Source organism: Bradyrhizobium sp. CCGUVB14 (assembly GCF_024199935.1).
In the GTDB taxonomy this organism is placed as follows: Bacteria; Pseudomonadota; Alphaproteobacteria; order Rhizobiales; family Xanthobacteraceae; genus Bradyrhizobium.
Window position 1 is genome coordinate 5,474,699 of sequence record NZ_JANADS010000001.1, and the last position, 21,599, is coordinate 5,496,297.

24 protein-coding genes are annotated in these 21,599 nt (G+C 64.6%); 16 read left to right on the forward strand and 8 right to left on the reverse strand.

Features of this window, described 5'->3' with window-relative positions; all coding sequences use genetic code 11:
• The first annotated feature begins 15 nt into the window (after window positions 1-15).
• From NLM32_RS25450 to NLM32_RS25475, 6 genes are all read left to right on the forward strand, one after another.
• Window positions 16-1,407, forward strand: a complete 1,392-nt coding sequence (locus NLM32_RS25450) for an FAD-linked oxidase C-terminal domain-containing protein (RefSeq protein ID WP_254131592.1) — start codon at window positions 16-18, stop codon at window positions 1,405-1,407.
• Window positions 1,404-2,930 (forward strand): sugar ABC transporter ATP-binding protein, encoded by a 1,527-nt coding sequence (locus NLM32_RS25455; protein ID WP_254131593.1) that lies wholly within the window; start codon window positions 1,404-1,406, stop codon window positions 2,928-2,930. Before NLM32_RS25450 ends, NLM32_RS25455 begins: the two co-directional genes overlap by 4 nt.
• Window positions 2,923-3,873 carry an ABC transporter permease gene (locus NLM32_RS25460; protein ID WP_254131594.1) on the forward strand — a complete coding sequence of 317 codons (951 nt, stop codon included), beginning with the start codon at window positions 2,923-2,925 and terminating at the stop codon, window positions 3,871-3,873. The genes NLM32_RS25455 and NLM32_RS25460 overlap by 8 nt, the downstream gene beginning before the upstream one ends.
• Entirely contained in the window at window positions 3,870-4,847 is a 978-nt protein-coding gene (locus NLM32_RS25465; protein WP_254131595.1) for an ABC transporter permease, read from the forward strand. The genes NLM32_RS25460 and NLM32_RS25465 overlap by 4 nt, the downstream gene beginning before the upstream one ends.
• Window positions 4,848-4,890: 43 nt before the next feature.
• The gene (locus NLM32_RS25470) at window positions 4,891-5,865 is read left to right on the forward strand and encodes a sugar ABC transporter substrate-binding protein (protein WP_254131596.1); all 975 of its coding nucleotides are present in this window, start codon (window positions 4,891-4,893) and stop codon (window positions 5,863-5,865) included.
• 72 nt (window positions 5,866-5,937) lie between these two features.
• Window positions 5,938-6,225, forward strand: a complete 288-nt coding sequence (locus NLM32_RS25475; RefSeq protein ID WP_254131597.1) for a YciI family protein — start codon at window positions 5,938-5,940, stop codon at window positions 6,223-6,225.
• 168 nt (window positions 6,226-6,393) lie between these two features.
• On the opposite strand, the gene NLM32_RS25480 is transcribed toward NLM32_RS25475, so the two are convergent.
• The 3 genes from NLM32_RS25480 to NLM32_RS25490 all read right to left on the reverse strand — a co-directional run bounded on the left by NLM32_RS25480 (window position 6,394) and on the right by NLM32_RS25490 (window position 8,950).
• Window positions 6,394-6,786 carry an NUDIX hydrolase gene (locus tag NLM32_RS25480; RefSeq protein WP_254131598.1) on the reverse strand — a complete coding sequence of 131 codons (393 nt, stop codon included), beginning with the start codon at window positions 6,784-6,786 and terminating at the stop codon, window positions 6,394-6,396.
• Window positions 6,787-6,942: 156 nt separating this feature from the next.
• The gene (locus NLM32_RS25485; RefSeq protein WP_254131599.1) at window positions 6,943-8,058 is read right to left on the reverse strand and encodes an AI-2E family transporter; all 1,116 of its coding nucleotides are present in this window, start codon (window positions 8,056-8,058) and stop codon (window positions 6,943-6,945) included.
• Between the two features lie 169 nt (window positions 8,059-8,227).
• Window positions 8,228-8,950, reverse strand: a complete 723-nt coding sequence (locus NLM32_RS25490; protein ID WP_254131600.1) for an outer membrane protein — start codon at window positions 8,948-8,950, stop codon at window positions 8,228-8,230.
• A gap of 263 nt (window positions 8,951-9,213) precedes the next feature.
• Here NLM32_RS25490 and NLM32_RS25495 point away from each other — a divergent pair, with 263 nt between their 5' ends.
• The gene (locus NLM32_RS25495; RefSeq protein ID WP_254131601.1) at window positions 9,214-9,441 is read left to right on the forward strand and encodes a hypothetical protein; all 228 of its coding nucleotides are present in this window, start codon (window positions 9,214-9,216) and stop codon (window positions 9,439-9,441) included.
• Between the two features lie 61 nt (window positions 9,442-9,502).
• Here the strand turns inward: NLM32_RS25495 and NLM32_RS25500 are convergent, their stop codons facing one another.
• Window positions 9,503-9,772, reverse strand: coding sequence for a hypothetical protein (locus NLM32_RS25500; RefSeq protein ID WP_254131602.1), 270 nt, complete (start codon window positions 9,770-9,772; stop codon window positions 9,503-9,505).
• A gap of 255 nt (window positions 9,773-10,027) precedes the next feature.
• On the opposite strand from NLM32_RS25500, the gene NLM32_RS25505 reads away from it, so the two are divergent.
• Both NLM32_RS25505 and NLM32_RS25510 read left to right on the forward strand, forming a co-directional pair.
• Window positions 10,028-12,076 carry an acetoacetate--CoA ligase gene (locus tag NLM32_RS25505; RefSeq protein ID WP_254131603.1) on the forward strand — a complete coding sequence of 683 codons (2,049 nt, stop codon included), beginning with the start codon at window positions 10,028-10,030 and terminating at the stop codon, window positions 12,074-12,076.
• A 128-nt stretch (window positions 12,077-12,204) separates the two neighbouring features.
• Window positions 12,205-12,507, forward strand: a complete 303-nt coding sequence (locus tag NLM32_RS25510; RefSeq protein ID WP_200493911.1) for a hypothetical protein — start codon at window positions 12,205-12,207, stop codon at window positions 12,505-12,507.
• Between the two features lie 6 nt (window positions 12,508-12,513).
• On the opposite strand, the gene NLM32_RS25515 is transcribed toward NLM32_RS25510, so the two are convergent.
• Complete coding sequence (locus tag NLM32_RS25515; RefSeq protein ID WP_254131604.1) at window positions 12,514-12,750, reverse strand: hypothetical protein; 237 nt, start codon at window positions 12,748-12,750, stop codon at window positions 12,514-12,516.
• Window positions 12,751-13,089: 339 nt separating this feature from the next.
• The gene (locus NLM32_RS25520; RefSeq protein WP_254131605.1) at window positions 13,090-13,374 is read right to left on the reverse strand and encodes a hypothetical protein; all 285 of its coding nucleotides are present in this window, start codon (window positions 13,372-13,374) and stop codon (window positions 13,090-13,092) included.
• Between the two features lie 191 nt (window positions 13,375-13,565).
• Between NLM32_RS25520 and NLM32_RS25525 the strand changes: the two genes are divergently transcribed.
• From NLM32_RS25525 to NLM32_RS25535, 3 genes are all read left to right on the forward strand, one after another.
• Window positions 13,566-14,153 (forward strand): formyltransferase family protein, encoded by a 588-nt coding sequence (locus NLM32_RS25525; protein ID WP_254131606.1) that lies wholly within the window; start codon window positions 13,566-13,568, stop codon window positions 14,151-14,153.
• A 183-nt stretch (window positions 14,154-14,336) separates the two neighbouring features.
• Window positions 14,337-14,687 (forward strand): hypothetical protein, encoded by a 351-nt coding sequence (locus NLM32_RS25530; protein WP_254131607.1) that lies wholly within the window; start codon window positions 14,337-14,339, stop codon window positions 14,685-14,687.
• On the forward strand, window positions 14,632-15,177 hold the full coding sequence (locus NLM32_RS25535) for a hypothetical protein (RefSeq protein WP_254131608.1): 546 nt from the start codon (window positions 14,632-14,634) through the stop codon (window positions 15,175-15,177). Before NLM32_RS25530 ends, NLM32_RS25535 begins: the two co-directional genes overlap by 56 nt.
• A gap of 53 nt (window positions 15,178-15,230) precedes the next feature.
• On the opposite strand, the gene NLM32_RS25540 is transcribed toward NLM32_RS25535, so the two are convergent.
• Complete coding sequence (locus NLM32_RS25540; protein WP_254131609.1) at window positions 15,231-15,629, reverse strand: RidA family protein; 399 nt, start codon at window positions 15,627-15,629, stop codon at window positions 15,231-15,233.
• Window positions 15,630-15,779: 150 nt separating this feature from the next.
• Here NLM32_RS25540 and NLM32_RS25545 point away from each other — a divergent pair, with 150 nt between their 5' ends.
• Window positions 15,780-16,655, forward strand: a complete 876-nt coding sequence (locus NLM32_RS25545; RefSeq protein ID WP_254131610.1) for a DMT family transporter — start codon at window positions 15,780-15,782, stop codon at window positions 16,653-16,655.
• 214 nt (window positions 16,656-16,869) lie between these two features.
• Window positions 16,870-18,300 (forward strand): caspase family protein, encoded by a 1,431-nt coding sequence (locus NLM32_RS25550; protein WP_254131611.1) that lies wholly within the window; start codon window positions 16,870-16,872, stop codon window positions 18,298-18,300.
• Window positions 18,301-18,375: 75 nt separating this feature from the next.
• On the opposite strand, the gene NLM32_RS25555 is transcribed toward NLM32_RS25550, so the two are convergent.
• On the reverse strand, window positions 18,376-19,341 hold the full coding sequence (locus NLM32_RS25555; RefSeq protein WP_309143700.1) for a LysR family transcriptional regulator: 966 nt from the start codon (window positions 19,339-19,341) through the stop codon (window positions 18,376-18,378).
• 120 nt (window positions 19,342-19,461) lie between these two features.
• Here NLM32_RS25555 and solA point away from each other — a divergent pair, with 120 nt between their 5' ends.
• Together solA and NLM32_RS25565 are read left to right on the forward strand one after the other, a co-directional pair.
• Complete coding sequence (solA, locus tag NLM32_RS25560) at window positions 19,462-20,631, forward strand: N-methyl-L-tryptophan oxidase (RefSeq protein WP_254131613.1); 1,170 nt, start codon at window positions 19,462-19,464, stop codon at window positions 20,629-20,631.
• A gap of 76 nt (window positions 20,632-20,707) precedes the next feature.
• Entirely contained in the window at window positions 20,708-21,520 is an 813-nt protein-coding gene (locus tag NLM32_RS25565) for a transporter substrate-binding domain-containing protein (RefSeq protein ID WP_254131614.1), read from the forward strand.
• The last annotated feature ends 79 nt before the right edge of the window (window positions 21,521-21,599 follow it).

The window sequence follows — 21,599 nt, forward strand, 5'->3', positions numbered from 1 at the left end:
CGACAGGGAGAAACGATGGGACCGCGGGTCAACAGTGCCGCTTTGGCTGCACGCCTCACGGGCGTGATCGGTCCGCGTGCGACCATCGCGCGCGGCGTGCTCGACCAGCATGGCCAGAGCGAGTCCTATTATCGCGCCCTGCCCCCGGACATCGTCGTCTATCCCGAGACGACCGCTGAGGTCGCCGAGATCGTCAAGCTCTGCGCCGGCGCTAATATGCCGATCGTGCCGTTCGGCGCCGGCACTTCGCTCGAGGGCAATGCGTCGGCGGTCGCTGGCGGCGTCTGCATCGACTTCGCACGCATGAACAGGGTGCTTGACGTCCACGACAGCGACATGAATGTCGTGGTCCAGCCCGGCATCACCCGCAAGCAGCTCAATGCGGAGCTGCGCGGCACCGGATTGTTTTTCCCGATCGATCCCGGCGCGGATGCCTCGATCGGCGGCATGACCTCCACGCGCGCCTCCGGCACCATGGCGGTGCGCTATGGCACCATGAAGGACAATGTCATGGCGCTGGAGGTGGTGCTGGCCGACGGTCGCGTGATCCGCACCTCCCGCCGCGCCCGCAAATCCGCGGCCGGCTACGATCTGACCCGGCTGTTCGTCGGCGCCGAAGGCACGCTCGGCGTGATCACCGAGATCACCCTGAAACTGCATCCGCTGCCGCAGGCGATCTCAGCGGCGGTGTGCAGCTTCGACACCCTGCACAACGCCGTCGATACCGCGATCGGCATCATCCAGGCTGCCATTCCGGTCGCCCGCGTCGAGCTGCTCGACGACGTCATGATGCGCGGGATCAACGCCTACGCCAAGCTCGGCTATCGCGAGGCACCGACCCTGTTCTTCGAATTCCACGGCTCGGAGACCGCCGTTGCCGAGCAGGCCGAGCTGGCTCAGGCCATCGCCGCCGAGCACGGCGGCCGCGGTTTCGAATGGGCCAAGGCGCCGGAGGACCGCAGCCGGCTCTGGCACGCCCGCGACAACACGCTCTATGCAGGCCTGGGCCTGCGACCAGGCGCGCGCGCCGTCATCACCGATGTCTGCGTGCCGATCTCGCGGCTGGCGGAATGCCTGACCGAGACGCGCCGCGATGCCGACGAGCACGGCTTCACCGCGCCCATCGTCGGCCATGTCGGCGACGGCAATTTCCACATGCTGATCCTGGTCGATCCCGCAAAGCCGGAGGAGATCGACGGCGCCAAGGCCCTGCAGGCCCGCATGGTCGGCCGCGCCATCGCGATGGACGGCACCTGCACCGGCGAACATGGCATCGGGCTCGGCAAGATCGACTATCTCACCGACGAGCTCGGCGACGCCGTCGACGTGATGCGGTCGATCAAGACCGCGCTCGATCCGGACGGATTGATGAACCCCGGCAAGATCTTTGCGGGAGCGCGGCCATGAACACCCACGTGAGCGCCCCTGTCGAGACCGCAGCAACACCGCTGCTCGAGCTGCGCGGCATCAGCAAGGAATTCCCCGGCGTCAAGGCGCTGGACGACGTGTCCTTTGCGCTCTACGCGAGCGAAGTCCACATGCTGCTCGGCGAGAACGGCGCCGGCAAGTCCAGCCTGATGAAGGTGCTGTGCGGCGCGTACCAGGCCGACGCCGGGGAATTCTTCTACAAGGGCGAGAAGGTCACGATTGCATCCACCGCCGACGCGCAAAAACTCGGCATTGCCGTGATCTTCCAGGAATTCTCGCTCGTCCCCTATCTCGACATCGCCCAGAACATCTTCCTCGGCCGCGAGCCGAAGGGGCGCATCCCCGGCACCATCGACCGGCGCAAGATCCTGGCCGATGCCAAGCGCCTGCTCGACTCAATCGGCTTCGACATCGATCCCTCCATCACCGTGAACACGCTCGGCGTCGCCCAGCAGCAGATGGTCGAGATCGCCAAAGCCATCAGCCAGAACGCGCGCATCCTGGTGATGGATGAACCGACCGCCGCGCTGTCCGACCGCGAGACCGAGCTGCTGTTCGCGCTGATCGCGCGGCTGAAGGCCGACGGCGTCTCCATCGTCTACATCTCGCACCGCATGGCCGAGGTGTTTTCGCTCGGCGACCGCATCACAGTGTTGCGCGACGGCCGCCGCATCGACGGCGTCAAGCCGGCCGACGTCACGCCCGACCAGCTCGTTCGCATGATGGTCGGCCGCACCGTCGACATGACCTATCCGCGCAATTTTGCCGACAAGCCCGGCGAGGTCCTGCTTGCGGTCAAGGGGCTGACCGCACCGAGCGGCATCTCCGACATCAACATCGAGGTCCGCCGCGGCGAGATCGTCGGCCTCTGCGGCCTGGTTGGATCCGGCCGCACAGAGGTGGCGCGCGCGATCTTCGGCGCCGATCCGGTCGCCTCGGGCGAGATCGTGTTCGACGGCAAGGCGATCTCCGGCGAGCCCGACATTGCCGCCCGCCGCGGCATCGCGCTGATCCCGGAAAGCCGCAAGAGCGAAGGGCTCGCGCTGTTGCGTTCGGTCGGCGACAATCTCGTGGTCTCGGCGCTGCGAAAACTGTTCCCAAGCGGGCTGTTCGATCCGCGCAGCGGCCAGCGCACCGCCGATGGCCTGATCCGTCAGCTCCGCATCGCCACCCCGAGCGCGCGCCAGACCGTTGGTCTGCTGTCCGGCGGCAATCAGCAGAAGGTCGTGATCGGCAAGTGGCTGGCGGCCGGCGCAAAGCTCTTCATCTTCGACGAGCCGACCCGCGGCATCGACGTCGGCGCAAAGTCCGAGATCTTCGCGCTCATCGACCGGCTGGTCGCCGAGGGCGCGGCGGCGCTGATGATCTCGTCCGAGCAGGTCGAGATCTGCCATGTCTGCGACCGCGCCTATGTGATGCGCGAGGGCCGCGTCGCCGGACATCTGGCGCGCAACGAGCTGACCGAGGAGAACATCGTGCGATTGGGGATGCACCATGCGTGAGGCCGCCGTCGTTTCCCAACCCAATCCGCTGCAGCGCATTCCCGGCGTCGCCATTGTGCTGGGCGCACTCATTGTCTTGTTTGGTGCCATCGCACCCGGGTTCCTCACCCCCGCCAATCTCTCGAACGTGCTGGTGCAGTCGACCATCCTGACCATGCTGGCGCTGCCGATGACGCTGATCATCATGACCGAGGGGCTGGACCTCTCGATGGGTGCTGTGCTGACGCTGACCTCGCTCTGCGTCGCCATCGTCTCGCTCGCGACCAAGTCGATGCTGCTCGGCCTGGGCGCCGGCGTGCTGGTCGGCGCGGCCTTCGGCACCGTCAACGGCTGGCTGGTCGCGATCCTGGGCATCCCGCCCTTCGTGGCGACGCTCGGCACGCTGGGCATGGTGCAGGGCCTGTCGCTGATCGTCTCCGACGGCCAGAGCGTGGTCGGCATCCCCCACAGCGTCCGCGACATCTATTCGGCGACGCTGCTCGGCATTCCCGTGCCGATCGTGATCGCGCTCGTGACCTACGCCGCCTTCCACGGCCTGCTCTATCACACCCGCTTCGGCAGCTACGTGTTCGCGCTTGGCGGCAATCGCGAGGCGCTCCGCTACGCCGGCCTTTCACCCAACAAGCTCCTGATCGCGGTCTACGCGATCGGCGGCACCATGGCCGGCATCGCCGGCCTCTTGATGACCGCCCGCATGAATTCGGGCCATCCGACCGCGGGCCTCGGGCTCGAATTCGATGCGATCGCAGCCGTCGCGGTCGGCGGCACCTCGTTCGAGCGCGGCAACGGCTGGCTGCTCGGCACGCTCCTCGGCGTCATCGCCGTCGGCGTGCTGCGCAACGGGCTGAATTTGATCTCGCTGCCGTCCTCGGTGCAGGTCGCAAGCGTCGGCGTCCTCGTCATCGTCGCGCTGTTCCTCGATGGCCTGCGGAGCCGCACATGACCGACATCACCAAGGAAGCGCTGTCGCCGCCGCGTTCCTTCCTGTCCCAGGACGCGATCCAGCTGTTCTACCGGCTGCTCGCCGTGCTGCTGATCTGTGCCGTGCTGGCGGTGCTGAACGACTCCTTCCTCAGCCTCGGCAACATCCTCAACGTCCTGCGCCAGGCGAGCCTTACCTTCTTCATCGCCTCGGGCCTGACGCTGGTGGTGCTCACCGCCGGCCTCGATCTCTCGGTCGGCGCCAATGTCGCGCTGTCCGCCTGCGTCGCCGGGACCGTGATCCACACCACGGGATCGCCGGTGCTGGGCATCCTGACGGGTCTTGCCTGCGGCGGCATCGTTGGCCTCCTCAACGGCATCATGGTGACGGCGCTGCGCATCCCCTCCTTCATCGCCACCTACGGCATGCTCTGGGTTCTGAACGGGCTCACCTACTGGTACATGGCGGGCGAGACGCTGCACGGCTTCCCGGCAGGCTTCCGCCAGATCGGCAGCGGCTATCTGTTCGGGCTGCCGATCCCGGTCTATCTGCTGCTGGTGTTCCTCGGCATCGGAACGCTGTTTGCCCAGCGCACGATCTGGGGCCAGGAGATCTATGCGATCGGCGCCAATCCGGTCGCCGCCCGCCTCTCCGGCATTCCCGTCACCCGCCGCCTACTGCTGGTCTACGCCGTCTCCGGCACCATGGCGGGGCTTGCCTCGATCATCTTCCTGTCCCGGCTCAATTCCGCCGAGGCCGACATCGGCGAAAGCCTGACACTGCCGGCGATCGCGGCCGTGCTGATCGGCGGCACCTCGCTGTTCGGCGGTGTCGGCACCGTGTTCGGCACCTTCATCGGCGCGCTGATCCTGACGCTGGTACTGAACGGCATGAACCTGCTCTCGGTCAGCGCCAATTGGCAGCCGCTCGTCACCGGCATCATCGTCATTCTCGCGGTCTGGCTCGACATGAAGACCCGCCGCCGCACGCAATGAATTCTCAAGCAATCCAACAAACCAAAATGGGGATGGAGACGACATGAAACAGAGACTGGGCTATCTCGCACTGCCATTGGTGATGGCGGCCGCGTTCACGACGCAGGCGCGCGCCGATGGCGAGACCATTGCCGTGTTCACCAAGAACCAGACCAACCCGTTCTTCCAGACGGTGCGGGTCGGCGCCGACAACATGGCGAAGACCCTGAACGCCAAGACGCTCCAGTACATTCCGACCAAGCCGGACTCGATCCCAGAGCAGCTCAGCCAGATCGAGGACGTCGTGGTGAAGAAGCCGAGCGCGATCGTGTTCACACCGGTCGACTACAAGGCGATGGTGCCTGGTGTCGAGAAGATCAACGACGCCAAGATTCCCGTCGTCAACATCACCGACCGCTCCGCCGGCGGCAAGTTCCTCTCCTTCGTCGGCGCCGACGACTACAGCCTCGGCCTCGAGACCGCGCGCTTCCTGCTCAAGACGCTCGGCGGCAAGGGCAACATCGTGATCATCGAGGGCGTCAAGGGCTCGCTCACCAACGTCGATCGCGTCCGCGGATTCAACGATGCGCTGAAGGAGAACCCGGGCGCCAAGCTCTTGGCCTCGCAGCCCGGTAACTATCAGCGGCTCCAGGCGCTCCAGGTCATGGAGAACCTGATGCAGTCGAACGCGCAGATCGATGGCGTGCTCGCCGCCAACGACGCCATGGCGGTCGGGGCGATCGAGGCGCTCGACGGCGCCAACCGCAAGGCCCAGGTGATCGGCATCAACGGCACCAAAGAGGCGATCGACGCCATCAAGTCCGGCAAGCTGCTCGCGAGCGGAGACTACAACGGCTTTTACCAGGGCTGTCTCGGCACCATGATGGCGATCCGCTCATTGCGCAATGAACCCGTGATCTCAGAGATCGTGCTGAAGCCGACGGTCATCACCAAGGACAATTACCAGCCGTTCGACCAGCCGCTCGAGCAGCGCACCTGCCCGACCTTCGAGGAAGCCGGCAAGCTCGGCGCGAAGTAAGCCTCTTCACGACAAGCACGGATGGCCGCCAGCGCGGCCGTCCCAACAACCGAAGCAAGACACGGAGACACCATGCTGTTTGCCATCCATGCCATCGACCGCACCGGTGCACTGCCGACGCGGCTGGCCAATTACGATGCCCACAAGACGTTCCTGAGCGACACCTCGCGCTTCGGCGTCAAGATCGTGATGTCGGGACCGCTGGTCGCCGACGACGGCGCCACGATGATCGGCAGTCTGTTCCTGATCGAGGCTTCCAGCCGCGCCGAGGCCGAGGCCTTCAATCGCGCCGATCCGTTCGCGGCGGCCGGCATCTGGGAGAAGGTCACGATCACGGGCTTCCTGCGGCGGCAGGGCTGAGTAGGCCCCCGACGCGAAAAACCCCAGTGCGCGGAGACACTGGGGTGTTTCGAGGAAAATGGATTGGTAAGGCAATGACGTCCTTATAGCAGCCCTCTCCGCAGCCGCCTGTGAACTGGTTCACACTTGCCGCGCGGAATGATCGGGCGATTTGTCACACCCTGGCGGCTAGCTCCGCCGCGGCTTCCTCGGAAACAGGCGATCGCGGATGTAGCGCGAGGTCGCGGTCAGGCGGATCCCGCGCGGCTTCTGCCAGGCGGCGCGGTCGAGCTCCTTCTTGTCGCCGATCGCAAGCCGGCCCTTGGCGCTCTTGGCGATGAAGATCGCGTCGCTCATCTTGCGGCCCGAGCGCTTGTTCTTGGCCGTTACTTCCTTCCAGAGGCTGATCCGGCCGAGCTTCAGCTTGGGCAATTCCTCCTTGATCTCGCGGCGCAGGCAGTCCTTGTCGGACTCGCGCGCACGCTTGCGGCCACCGGGGAACATCCAGAGGCCGTCCGACCGTCGCCTGACCAACAGAACCTTGCCGCGCCTGGCGGCAACCAGCTTGGAAGACTTCGCCATTACAACTGTCGCAAACTGAAAACAGAATCGCGCCATCGTAACTTGTCTATTTCATTAGACAAGTTCGCCGACCGCCCCGGATACCGTCGGCTCCCATCGTTGTCCACACGCAAGCGAGGCGCGGCAAGTCCGGGCCCTCCCGGGGCTGCCGGCCAGCTAACGGACCTCGTCGGCCGGCGCGATCGCGTTCGGTTTCGCAGCCGCGGTCCGGTCCTCGGTCCGGATCCACGCCGCCGCCATTTCCCATGCCACCGACAGGATGATCGGCCCGATGAACAGGCCGACGATGCCGTGGGCGAGCGTGCCGCCGATCACGCCGACGAAGATCACGATGGTCGGCGTGTTGAGACCGCGTCCCATCACGAGCGGCTTCAGCATGGTGTCGAGGAAGCCGACCAGGACGAAGAACACGGTGAACACCAGCGCCGTGGTGACGTCCTTGGCGGTCCAGATCCAGATGATCACCGGCAGCAGCACGAGGAAGGCGCCGATCTGCACGATCGATAGCAGCAGCACGATGAAGGCAAGCAGGCCGGCGCTCGGCACGGCGGCGAGCTTGAAGCCGATGCCGGCAAGCAATGCCTGCACGATGGCGACGCCGATCACGCCTTGCGCCACCGCGCGGATGGTGGCGCCGCCCAGCTCGAGAAAATGCTCGCCCTGCTCCGGCACGATGCGCGACAGGAAACCGCGTCCGGCCGCAACCAATCGCGGCCCGTGCGGAAACAGGAAGCCGGCGACGAACACCGAGACCAGGAACTGCAGCGTGCCGAGGCTGGCATCGCCTGCGAGCGACAGCAGCGGTCCCGCCAGCGGCTGCAGATAAGGCGCGACCTCGCGCAGCACGGCGCGGATGTTGTTATAGGCCTGGTCCCACAGCTCGAACAGCGTCGGGCCGATCACCGGCCACGACTTGATCGATTCCGGCGCCGCCTGAAGCGCGAGGTCGCCGGTACCGAGCTGGTGCGCCAGCTCCCTGCCCCCGTCCACGGCACTCACGCCGAGCCATGTGGCCGGGCCGAGCACGATGCCGAGCGTGATCAGGGTGAGGATCGCAGCCGCGGTCCTGGGCCGGCCCCCGAGGACCTTGGCGACCCAGCTGAAGGCCGGATAGAACGCCACCGCGAGCACGCCGCTCCAGGCCAGGATCGGCACGAACGGCCGGATGATGTAGAGCGTCCACAGGATCAGCAGCGCGAGCAGGCCGAGGCGGATCACGAGCTGGATGACGTCCTCGCCCGTCAGGAGCTGACGCAGACTTTTCACAGGCACGGCTTTCCTTGCGGCATCAACGCGGGTTCCGGCACTTGCGCGGGCTAGGGTTATTGCCAGCCAAGAGCCGGGCGTCAAGACGACCGGCCGCGCGCCCGGCCCGTCGGGGACGGGCCGGGTCGTGCGTCAAGATGAAACCACTGTGACGAAGCCGCCCGGACCTGCGCCCTTAGAAGTGATAGTTGACGCCCACCGTGCCGGTCTGGATGTTCAGCTTCACGTTGGCGGGCGAGGCCACCAGATTGCCCGTCGTCACCGGTTGCTCGGTGATGGAGCCGAAGCCGAGATAGTTGTACTCGGCCCGCACCGACCAGTTCGGCATGAACATCCATTCGACGCCCCCCCCGGCGAGCCAGCCGGTCCGGTTGAAGCTACCGTTGGCCGAGCCGGCGAGCGCGCCGGCCAGGCCATTGTTGGCGCTGTATTTGTCGCGGGTGAAAGCCGCGCCGCCCTTGGCGTAGAGCAGGACGCGGTCGAAGGCGACGCCGAAGCGGCCGGCAACCGTGGCGATATAGTCGTTTTTCAGCGACAGGTTGAAGCCGGCGCCGCCGCCGAAGGGACCGCCGGCATTGAGCGTGACGCTGGACCAGGCGCCGGTGCCCTCGAGACCAACCACGAAATTGCTGATCTGGTAATTGCCGCCGATCTGGCCGCCGACCACGCCACCACTGGCCGTCACAGAGCTCCAGGTCGCCGTCGGATCGGTCGGATCAATACCGGTCCACTTGCTCCAGGCGCCACCGCCGTGGGCGCCGATATAGAACCCGGTCCAGGTGAAGATCGGAGCCGGCGCGATCGGCGCCTTGACTGGCGCCGGCTCGATGATGTCAGCCGCAAAGACGGGCGTTGCCAGCGACAACAACGCAACCGTCAAAATAAGTTTCTTGCCCACGATCTCACCCCCAATGATTTTTGCCCTGCCCAACCAGGGCGATGGGATGAAATCTAGCTGTCCGATCAAGGAGGCGCTTGGACCGACCGGCGGCGCGATTTGGACTGACGGGCGCTGCAATTGTCGGGAAAATTCAGCAATATCCGCGACCGGCGCCCGGTTTGGCTAACGACGATTAACCGGATTTCAGCCGCCCGGTTTACGCCGATGCAAAGGCCCGCCCCTACGCTTTGCGACGAGGTCCCAAAAACAATTGCGGTGCAATGGCCAACAGCATCTGGACGATCGAAGAATTCACCTGCCCCGGTTGCAGCATGAACTACACTGCGACGAGGGAAGAGCACGCCGAGCCGCATTCGGGCCACTTCAAGTGCAGCATCTGTAGCGGCGTGGTGCACACCTGGTCGGGCAAGCATCATTTCTTCGGCTGGTCGGCCGTGAAGACCAAGCCGCCCGTATTCGGCCGCCGCTGGGCCGGCGTCGGGTGGTAGCATAGCAGGTCACGAACCCGGTCCCTCCGTCGTCGGGTTTCGTGACCCGCACGCCATTCGCTTAGCGACGTACGCCGACGCGATTGACGCCGCCATTCAGATTGGTCCCGCTCACGGTGCCGGCCCGAACCGCAGCTCGCGCGACTGGACGCGGCCGCAGCACCACGCCGGCGCGTGCGACACACGACGGGGGATAATCGACGTACTGGCAATAGACGACGGCATTTGCGGGCGTTGCCGTGAGAGTGACACCGGCAAATCCAAAGAGAATACCAGCCGCAGTCGCTGCAACTGATAGTGACTTCATCGAGAGACGTTCGCTCCGGCGCATCGTGTTCCTCCCTCATTGCACGCGTGACATGGTGATGGGTGCCGCCTCAGCGCGGCCGAACGCAATTTGAGCGCCGGAGGACCGGCGGCGTTGACCTGGATCAACGGTGGCCGCGAGGTCGGAGCGGGCTCACAGCCTCCTGACGCATGACGCGAGATCGCGGCCGTCATGCCTGCCATTCGGCGGGATGCGCGGCTTTTGCTGGAGCGCGACACCGGTTAAGTTCGCCCTTCCCCGCAATTGAAGCCGATGCCAATGACCGCCCCTTTCGTCCCGCAGATCGCCCTCTATCGCAACTGGCTCGCCGCGCAGCGTGGCCGCACCTTCGCGAATTACGAGGAGATGCGGCAATGGTCGGTGCGCGACTTCGACGGATTCTGGCGCAGCATCTGGGATTATTACGATCTGCAATCGCCGACGCCGTTTGCAGCCGTCATCACCGAGCGCAAGATGCCGGGCGCGGTCTGGTTTCCCGGCGCACAGGTGAACTATGCGCGACAAGTGTTCCGGCATGTTGACGCGGCGCAAGCCGCGGGCCTGCCCGCGATCGTCAGCGGCGGCGAGGACGGCAAGCTTCACGAGACCAGCTGGCCGGAGCTCAAGCGCAAGGCGGCCGCGCTCGCCCTGCATCTGAAGGACAAGGGGATCAAGCCCGGCGACCGCGTCGCGGCCTATCTGCCCAACATCGCCGAGACCATTATCGCGTTTCTCGCCAGCGCCAGCATCGGCGCGGTCTGGAGCGTCTGCGCGCCCGACATGGCCGCGCCCGCCGTGATCGACCGCTTCAAGCAGATCGAGCCAAAGGTGCTGATCGCCTGCGATGCCGTCACCTATGCCGGGCGCAGGCATGACCGCAAGGACGTCGTCGCCGAGTTGCGGCGATCGCTGCCGAGCGTCGCGCATGTCATCCTGCACAGCGACGCCACAGCGCCCGCCGCACCGGACGCCTTGCTCTCCGATATCACCGCACGGACGGGCGCCGCGATCGAGGCGTTCGAGCCGATGTGGCTGCCGTTCGATCATCCGCTCTGGATCGTCTACTCCAGCGGCACCACCGGCCTGCCCAAGCCGATCGTGCACGGCCATGGCGGCATCGTGATCGTAGTGCTGGCTCTGCTCGGGTTGCACAACGACATCGGCTGCTCCTATCACCCGAACTCCTTTGGCGAGCGCTATCACTGGTATTCTTCGACCGGCTGGATCATGTGGAATTCGCAGGTCGGCGGCCTCTTGAGCGGCACGACCTGCTGCATCTTCGACGGCAGCCCCGGCGGCACCAAGGACAAGCCGGACTGGACCACGTCGTGGCGCTTCGTGGCGCAATCGAAAGCGACCTTCTTCGGCGCCGGCGCGGCGTTCTTTGCCAATTGCGCCAAGGCGGAGATCGATCTGGCAACGGCCGGAGATCTTTCGCCCCTGCGCTGCCTCGGCTCGACAGGCTCACCACTCAGCGCCGATACGCAAGCCTGGTTCAACGAGCGCTTCGCGGCGCTGTCGAGAAAGAACGGCAGCAAGGCGCAGGCCGATATCTGGTGGGCGAACATCTCCGGCGGTACCGACTTTGCCGGCGCCTTCATCGGGGGCAATCGCGAACTGCCGCAGACACCGGGCGCGATGCAGTGCCGCCTGCTGGGAGCCGCCGTCGAAGCCTTCAGCGAACAGGGCCGCGCCGTGATCGACGAGGTCGGCGAACTCGTCTGTACCGAGCCGATGCCGTCGATGCCGCTCTACTTCTGGAACGACAAGGGCAACGCACGCTATCTCGCGAGCTATTTCGAGACCTATCCGGACAATTTCGACGGCAGCGGCCGCGGGCCGGTGTGGCGCCACGGCGACTGGCTCAAGGTGAATCCGGACGGCTCATGCGTGATCTATGGCCGCAGCGATGCCACCATCAACCGGCACGGCCTGCGCATGGGCACGAGCGAGCTCTATTCCGCGATCGAGGCGCTGCCGGAGGTGCTCGATAGCCTCGTTGTCGATCTCGAATATCTCGGCCGCGACAGCTACATGCCGCTGTTTGTGGTGCTGCGCGACGGCGTGGCCTTCGACGGCGCGATGCAGGCGAAGATCAACAAGGCGATCGAGGCCGGCCTGTCGCGCCGCTTCCTGCCGAACGAAATCTTTGCGGTCGCCGAGATCCCGCGCACGTTGTCGGGCAAGAAGCAGGAGTTGCCGATCAAGAAGCTGCTGCTGGGCCAGCCCGTGGAGAAGGTCATCAACAAGGAGGCGATGGCCAACCCCGCCTGCCTCGACTGGTATCTCGCCTTCGCGCGCGACTATCTGGCGCGAACTGCGGCGTAAGGCGCAGCCGCCGCCGAATTGGAGGGATCCGGGACGCGGCAGATCGGCCCAATTGCACCTTCGGCGTTTGCACTCCGTTCACCGATCACCGCTAGACGGGTCAGTATCCCCTCCAACGAACAGCAGCCATGGCCGACCTCAACGCCGTCCTCTCCAGGCTCAACGACCGCCTGCTCCGCCTCGAAGGGGAGCTGTTCGTGCTGCGCTCGCTGGCGCGGGCGACGCTGACGGCGGGCGACGATCACGCGGCGCGGATGCGCAAGCTGGTCGAGGCCGCCAAGGTCGCGCTCGATGACGAGGCGAAGCGCGAACTCGACAAGCCGACGCGCAAATATGTCGATGCGGCAACGGCGCTGGTGGAGGAATTGCTGGTGGAGCCAACCCCGGCGCGGCCGCTGTTCACCGTGATCGATGGCGGCCGGCGCGACTGAGCATTGTTAGCGGAACCGCGTCGCACCAAGCTCCGGCGCAGCCGCCGCGAGCCTCGCCAGTCCAGCCTCGATGATCGCGATTTCCTCGTCGATCTTCCCGATCGGCAGGCTGAAATCGTACTTGCCTGACCTGCTCTTGAGATCGACCGCCAGCCGCTGCCTGTGCATCATCAGTTCGTCGAGGCCACGGCGGTTCTTCAGCCGCACATAGGCGTCCACGATCTGCTCGATTGCGTTTGGCATGATATCGGCCCCGGCAAAAATGCCCGCGCGGCGCACCCACGCCGGCGGGACATTTTTGGTGTCGCGGTACGCAATACAAATCCGCGACGGATTCGTCGATACGACAGGCAGGTTGAGAACGCGTTACCGTTTGATGATTTCGTGATGGCAGCAATGAAAAAGCCGCTGGCGGTTACGCCAGCGGCCACAGCCGGGTTCGAAAACGGATCCGGAATGAAATTTGGCCAGCCCCGGTTAGCGCATGTTCTAACGGCACGCGGCGGATTCGTTCTGCTAGAAACCAAACACAGGAACCGGCTCAATGATCATTTGCCGCCGACCGTGGCCGTGCGGCAACGCCTAGTCCGTGACGCAGAAATATCTGCGCGGTGATTTGCGATAGGCGCTGTAGCGGTAATACGGCCGGTAGGCATAGCCGCGATACAGTGCCGGAGGCTCCTCGCCGTAATAGGCGCCGTGGTAGAAATTGTAGATCGTGCCTTCGGCGCAGCGATAGGCATCCCAGGTCGGGCCGATGAAGGGCGCCACCCCGTTCTCGGGCGGAACTACCGGGTAAGGTCCGCCGGCGCGGGCCGGACCGGCCGCAATCAGGACGGCGAGTAGGACAAACCACGCGCACCGCATGTGCTCGCTCCGGGCTGGCCGCAATACGCTCATGGAAGCACCTGAGCGGGCGACTGCGCAATCGCGGAATTCACCGCCCCCTGCGCGCTCTGCGCATTGTTGATAACCGGCGCAAACGCCGCGCAGGTGGTGACAGGACGGCCGGACGTGTTATCGGGGGATGACGCATCTGCGAGACGGATCAGACACCCATGCGCATTACCCTCGTCGGCTCCCGCCATTTCGGCGTGACCACCCTGAACATGCTTCGCGAGCACGGCGTTGGGGTCGTGCGGGTGGTGGTGGCCGATGCGGATGACCGCCTCGCCGCGACCGCCAAGGCCGCCGGCATCGACGTGGTGGTGCAGGCCAATCCCAAGCTGGTGGTGGCCTCCGAGATCGCCCCCGACACCGATCTGATCATCACCGCCCACAGCCACGCCCGGATCGGCAAGGACGCGCTGGCGGCCAGCAAGTTCGGCGGGATCGGCTATCACCCCTCGCTGCTGCCGCGTCATCGCGGCAAGGCGGCGGTGGAATGGACCATCAAGGAAGGCGATCCGATTGCCGGCGGCACGATCTATCACCTCGCCGACCGTATGGACGCAGGCGCCATCGCCGCCCAGGACTGGTGCTTCGTCAAGAAGGGCGAGACCGCGCGCGAACTCTGGGAGCGTGCGCTGGCCCCGCTCGGCCTCAAGCTGCTGGCCGACGTGATCGATTACGCCAAGGTTCACAAGGCCTTGCCGTCGAAAGCTCAGGACGAACAATTCGCGACATCGGCACCGAGTCTTTCGTGAGTCGCTCCTCGCGTTAACGATTAACGTGAAGGCGCCTTGATTCTGCTTCGAAAATTGGAGCCAGAAACGCAAATAAACCATTGTTTCCACAGGAACAATTTTCGGCTTTGCATCGCACCAAATTTCCGTCACATTTCGCCCGAATAAGCGTCAGCATATCAGACAAATTCGAGGACGGAATTCATGCGTTTTGGTCGCATCGCGGCGTTCTGTGCCGCTTCAGTCATTACCGCCACTCTCGCCGCCCCGGCGGTCGCCCAGACCCCGTTTGATGGCAATTGGCAGGTCACCATCGTGACCAAGACCGGTTCCTGCGAGCCGACCGCAAGCTCCATGCTGACGGTTGCCGACGGCAAGATCACCGCGCCCGGCGCTAACGTTTCCGGCACCATCGGCAGTGGGGGACTTGTGAAAGTTTCGATCAATGGTGCATATGCCAACGGTCAACTCAGCGGCAACGCCGGATCGGGGAAGTGGAATGGAGCATCTGCAGGCATACCGTGCAGCGGGCGATGGGAAGCATCGCGCCAATAAGCTATTCGGGACTAACCTCCTAAACCGGCGGCTGCTCATGGCGGCCGCCGTTTTGTTTGTGACAGCTGTTGCCAGCTCGGAGAGCAAGGCTCAGGCCGGCCCGTTCGCGCAGTTGGCGGGAAGCTGGAGCGGTGCCGGTACCGTCACCCTGGACGACGGCTCGACCGAGCGGATCCGCTGCCGCGCCAGATACGCCCCGGTCGGCCCGACGATGGAGATGTCGCTGACCTGCGCCAGCGATGCCTACAAGTTCAACCTCGGCGCCAACGTGAAGGCCGAGGGCGGCGCCGTCGTCGGCAACTGGAGTGAGACCAGCCGCAACATCAGCGGCTCGATCGAGGGCAAGGGTGCCGGCGGAAACTACGAGCTGGTCGCCTCGACCGCCGGCTTCAATGCCAACATCTCGCTGCGCACGTCCGGGAACAAGCAGAACGTCAGGATGCGCGCGGACAGCCAGTTCCGCGGCGCCGAGATTTCGCTCTCGAAATAAGATCGAGCGGTGACACGACAATCGATCCGGTGCCCGGCGCCGGATCGATTTTTTTATGCGCCCGGCACGAACGCCGTCACCTCGATCTCGACCTTGGCGCGATCGTCGACGAGGCCACCGATATAGAGCAGCGTCGAGGGTGGGAAATTGCGCCCGAGCGTCTCCTTACAGGCCGCACCGATGCCGGCGCCTGCGGCCTCATATTCGCTGCGGCTGGTCAAATACCAGGTCAGGCGGACAATGTGCTCGGGGCCGGCGCCGGCCTCCGCGAGAAGCTTGATGATCCGCTTCAGCGCGGTCGCGACCTGGGCGGCCATGTCAGGCTCGTAGTTGCCGGCCTCGTCGCCGCCGGTCTGCCCGGCCAGCACGACCCATTGGCCGGGCCCCTCCGCCACCACGCCATGTGAGAAGCCGCGCGGTTTCTTCCATTCGGCCGGCTGCAGGATGCGCATGAGCGGAGATCTCCCGATTTTCTTGTTGCTCTGAGCTTGGCTTAGCACGTCGCCGTGCATCGCTGCACCGGCAGATTTGGCCGTTGCAAACTGCGGTGATGTCGCCGATACCGGCCCTCCCCCCAGGATCAATCTCCTGTCCCCACACCGATGACCACAACACCGTCAAAAACGATGGCCGCACTGTGGATGGCCGGCTGGCTCTCCCTGATGCTGGTCATGGCGGTGGCCGGTCGCGAAACCACGCGTGACTTGAACGTCTTCCAGATCATGGAGGTGCGGTCACTGATCGGATTCACGCTACTCCTGCCGATCATCTACCGGACCGGCGGCTTCAAGGCCGTCGCGACCAAACGCCTGGCGCAGCACCTCGCCCGCAACGGCATGCATTATTTTGCGCAGCTCGGCTGGTTCTACGCGCTGATGCTGATCGGGATCGGCCAGGTTGTCGCGATCGAATTCACGATGCCGATCTGGACCGCGCTGCTCGCTGCAACATTCCTGGCCGAGCGCATGACCGTCTGGAAGATCGCGGCCGTCGCGCTCGGCGTCGTCGGCGTCGTCATGATCGTGCGACCGGCCACCGGCGAGATCAATCCGGGCCAGTTGATCGCCCTCGGCGCCGCGATCGGGTTCAGCATCTCCATGATCCTGGCGAAATCGCTGACCCGGACCGAGAGCGCCTTGTCGATCCTGTTCTGGATGATCATCGTGCAGATGGTCGTGGGCTTCGTGCCGACGCTCTACGTCTGGACCTGGCCGTCGGCCACACTGTGGGGCTGGCTGTTCGTCATCGGGGTCTGCGGCACTTTCTCGCACTACTGTCTCGCCAGCGCGCTGCGCTACGCGGACGCCACCATCGTGGTTCCCATGGACTTCCTGAGGGTCCCCCTCACCGCGACCGCTGGCTGGCTGCTCTATTCAGAGCGGCTCGACGCCTGGACCGTGCTGGGCGCGGCCCTGATCCTGTTCGGCAACCTCCTGAATCTAAAGCCGGCTGCACCGGTTCCTGCCCGCGCACAGTGAACCGGCCCACGGCCTGAGGCGACTAATCCAAGTGGTCGAGCGTGATTTGGATCACGTTGGAGGGGCACACTTCCATCGTACACACTCGGTCACAGGGCAACGGGTTGGGTGAGTTGGGCGAACCGTCGTTTTGCTAGCGCGAGGCCGGGCGCTTTCGTGTAGGTTCGACGCCAATTTGTTGCTGCCTGTCATTCGATTCTGTTGGGGATTTCAGATGCGCACTCTCACCATCATCGTTTCGCTGATGTGCATGGCGCTGTCGGTCAGCGCCGCCAGGGCCGACCGCCGCGTCGCCTTCGTCGTCGGCAACGGCGCCTACAAGAACGTCGCACAATTGCCGAACCCGCCGATCGACGCCAAGGCGATGGCGGCGACGTTGCGGAATGTCGGTTTCGAGGTGATCGAAGGATCCAACCTCTCCCGTGACCAGATGACGGAGAAGCTGCTCGACTTCGGCCGCAAGGCACAGGGCTCCGATGTCGCGGTGTTCTACTACGCCGGTCACGGCATCGCCGTCGGCGGCAGCAACTACCTTCTGCCCGTCGATGCCGACATCAAGTCGGAGATGGACGTCAAGTTGGGGGCCGCCATCAACATCGACCTGACGCTCGACCAGACCATGGGCGACGCCAAGGTCAAGCTGGTCTTCCTCGACGCCTGTCGCGACAATCCCTTCGCCGCCAAGATCAAGTCCAACTCGGCGACCCGCAGCGTCAACGTGCAAAGCGGCCTTGCCGAGATGAAGTCGGGCGAAGGCACCTTGATCGCGTTCGCGACCGGCCCGGGCCAGACTGCGCTCGACGGCCAGGAGGGCAACAACAGCCCGTTCACCCGCGCGCTGATCGACAACATCACCAAGCCCGGCGTCGAGATCCAGCAGGCGATGACCTCGGTGCGTGCCCAGGTCAATGAAGAGACCCACAAGGGCCAGCTGCCCTGGGGCCACACCAATTTGATCGGCGCCGTCTATCTCAACCCGGCGCAGCAGACCCAGCAGGTCGCCAACGCGGCTCCGACCGCCTCGAGCAGCATACCGGCGGCCACGGCCAGCAGCAGCTCCGACGGTGTCGAGCTCGAATACTGGCGCTCGGTGAAGGAAACCAACAAGCCGGAAGAGCTCAACGCCTACCTCTCGGCCTATCCGAACGGCCAGTTCAAGGCGCTGGCTCTGGCGCGGCTTGCCGCGATCCAGAACGGTCCGTCGACCACGACCCGCAACCTCAATGCCGGTGTCGATCCCGCAACCTTCACCGAAGACGCCAGCCAGCTCACCGAGGACCAGATCGGCCTCGACAAGGGTCAGCGCCGCGACGTGCAGCGCCGCCTCAACGGGCTCGGCTTCGACACCAAGGTGACCGGTGCGTTCACCGACGAGACCCGCACGGTGCTCAAGCGCTGGCAGGCCGCCCGCGGCTATCCGTCGACGGGCTTCCTCAACAAGCTGCAGCACAAGGCCCTGCTCTCCGAGATCGTCGCCTCGACGCCGACCGCGAGCGATGACAGCGCGAAGCCGGCCCGACGTGCCCCCTCCCAGGCCCAGAGCGCCCCCGCGCCCCGCCACAGCGGTGGCGGAGGCGGCGACGCCGGCGCGGCCTTCGTGGGCGGCGTGGTCGGCGGCATGATGGGCGGCATGTTCCGCCGCTGAGGCGACACCGAATCGCGAACAAAAAGCCCGGCCCACCGCCGGGCTTTTTTGTTGCTTTTATTGCTCATAGTCTTGCTAGTAGTCTTGGGTAAACCACGGCACCAGCGTCCGGATGCGCGGCATCGCCTGCGTCGTAATGCTCGTGCGCGCCATCTCTGCGATGCGCGGCGCCAGTGACGAGAGATCTCCGCGGCGCGTCACCAGAAGCAGCTCACGAAAAAATCCGGGACCCGGCAGAGGGAGAGCGCTGACTTGACCAGCGTGAGCGAGCCCCTGCAACAGACACAGCGGCGTGGTGATCGCCACGCCCATCCCGGTGGCCACCATGGCGACCAGGCTGTCCGACGTGTCAAACTCGAAGGCCCGCGGCGGACGAATACCCAAACGGCTCAGATGGCGCTCGACCTGAGCGCCTGCCCAGGAGCGTTCGCTGTACCGGACCAGGCGATGCCGGGTCAGGATCTCCCGCAAATCAAGATCGGCAAATTCGGCTTCCGATCCGCGCGGCACCACGAGCAGATTTGGCTCGCGATAGAATGGGAAGCGCTCGATATCATACAGGTCATCCATCGCATCGCATGTGATCGCCGCGTCGATCGTTCGGTGGACCAGCGCCTCGGCATGCGCGTGAGCAAGGCCCGACCAAACGGACAGACTCAGTGCGACCTCGCCCGTCATGAGCTCCTTGACGAGGTGTGCGCCGACCGTGGCTGCATAGGAGTCGATGACGCCGAGCCTCAGATCGACACGTTCAGGCAGTTTCGCTGCGTCCCGGAGTGCACGGACCAAGTCGTCAAAGTCACGATTCAGATCGCGAACACGGCCAGCAAGGATGCGGCCCGCCCGCGTCAGTGTCAGCGGCCTCCGGCTGCGGTTGAAGAACGCGACGCCGATCGAGGCCTCGGCCCGCCGCACTGCCTGAGAGACCGCTGATTGCGTCATCCCGAACTGACGGGACGCCTGAAGCATGCTGCCGGACTCCGCGACGGCAGCAACAATCTGCAAGCTTCGCAAGTCTGGAATGGGTGGCGTCATATCCATAGCTTAAGCAGAAGTCATATTAACATGCAAATTGACTTCATTACATGAATTATCCTTGTAGGAGAGCCGCCTTCGAAAGCAGAGTTCGGATCGTCCTAACAATTAAGCAGTCCCCGATCGATGAACGAGAAAGCGGATATTCTGGTGATCGGCCTCGGTGCCATGGGCAGCGCGGCGCTCTATCAACTGGCCAAGCGAGGGGTAAAGGCGATCGGTCTCGATCGCTTCGCCCCTCCCCACACGATGGGATCCAGCCACGGCGAAACCCGCATCACCCGGCAGGCGGTCGGCGAAGGCCGCGATTACGTGCCCCTGGTGCTCGATACCCACCGGATCTGGCGTGAGCTCGAAGCCGAGACGTCCACCGAGCTTTTGAACCCGTGCGGCCTCATCGTCATGGCGCCCGGTGTCGGCGAGACGTCGCACCACGGCAAACCCGATTTCGTCGCACGCTCGATCGCAGCCGCGCGGGACTTCGGCATCGCGCATGAGGTGATCGACGGGCGCGAAGTGGCGCATCGCTTCCCGCAATTCCTGAACCTCGAGGGCAACGAGAAGGCCTATTACGAGCCCGGCGGGGGCTACGTTTTTCCGGAGCGCTGCATCAAGGCGCAGCTGACGCGCGCGGAGCAGCTCGGCGCCACGATACGCAACGGGGTCGAAGTTCTCTCAATCGCGCAGAAGGGCTCCATTGTTCAGGTGGAAACGTCCTCCGGCACATTCGAGGCGGCCCAGGTCGTGGTGTCCGCCGGCGCCTGGAACGCTCACCTGCTCGGCGCGCCGTTTGACCGCGTGCTCTCGGTGAAACGGCAGGTGCTGCATTGGTACGAGCTCGACGACACCAACGCATATCGCGCCAACGCCCCTGTGTTCATCTGGATGCATGGCGCGACCGACGTCGATTACCTCTACGGCTTTCCGCCGATGCTCGGCGATCGTCGACTCAAGGTCGCGACCGAGCAATACGAGACCAGCACGACGGCCGACACGATGGACCGCACCGTCGATCCCAGGGAGTCGGCAGAGATGTACCGGAAGCATGTCGAGGGCCGGCTCGCGGGCGCCACGCCACGTGTTGCGCAGGCCGCCGCCTGTCTCTACACGGTGACGCCCGATCGGGGCTTCATCATCGACCGGCATCCCGACCAGAACAGGGTCTTCGTCGTCTCCGCGTGCTCGGGCCACGGCTTCAAGCACTCGGCTGGAATCGGCAACGTCGCAGCCGCGATGGTGACCGACGGTCGAAGCGCGATCGACCTTACCCCATTCTCTATATCCCGATTTTCGTGAGGTTTGGCACGAGCCTTGTCTCTCGAAGAGCTACGTGCAACGCGCGTCGTGATTTCAATCCTGGAGGCGTCATACGATGAGAAATGTTGTCCTTTCCATGATGGCAGGTGCCGCGGCGCTGCTGATGCTCGGCGGTGCTCAAGCAGCAGATGGTGTCGATGCCATCAAGCAGCGCGGCACGTTGAATGTCGGCGTGAAGGCTGACTACAAGCCGTTCGGATACCGCGATCCCGCAGGGAATGTCGTCGGCATCGAGCCGGATCTTGCCGCCGACATTGCCAAGCGCCTCGGCGTCAAGCTCGAGCTCGTTCCGGTCGCAGCCTCGAACAGGATCGAGTTTCTTCAGCAGGGAAAGATCGATCTGCTGATTGCGACCATGTCCGACAGGCCGGAACGCCGCCGCGTCGTTCAAGCCATCGAGCCGCTGTATTACTCGGACTACGTGAATATCCTTCTCAACAAGAAGGCCGGCATCAAGGACTGGGCCGACCTCAAGGGGAAACCCGTCTGTGCGACGTCGGGCGCCTGGTACAACAAGGATATCGCCAAATCCTACGGCCCCGAAATCGTTGCGTTCGACGGTTCGGAGAAGCCCCTGTTCGCCATGAAGCAGGGCAACTGCATCGGCTATGTCTACGATCAGACCTTCCTGCAAGGCAAACTGCTCGAGGACGAGTGGAAGACGGACTACGACCTCCCGCTCAAGGGCGTTCTGCCATCGCCATGGATGATCGCCGTCGCGCTCGACAACGCCAGTCTTCAGAAGATGCTCGAAGACACGACAAAGGACTGGATGAAGACCGGCTTCATCGTGGCGGCAGAAAAGAAGTGGGGCATTACGCCGACCGAGTATTCGCTCTCCATGCACGAGCAGTTCAAGGACAAATAGACCGGTGAAGCGCAGCGCCGGAATCGTCTGGCGCTCTGCTCCACGTCGAGCCCATGCACTGATACGAGGCATCGCCTCA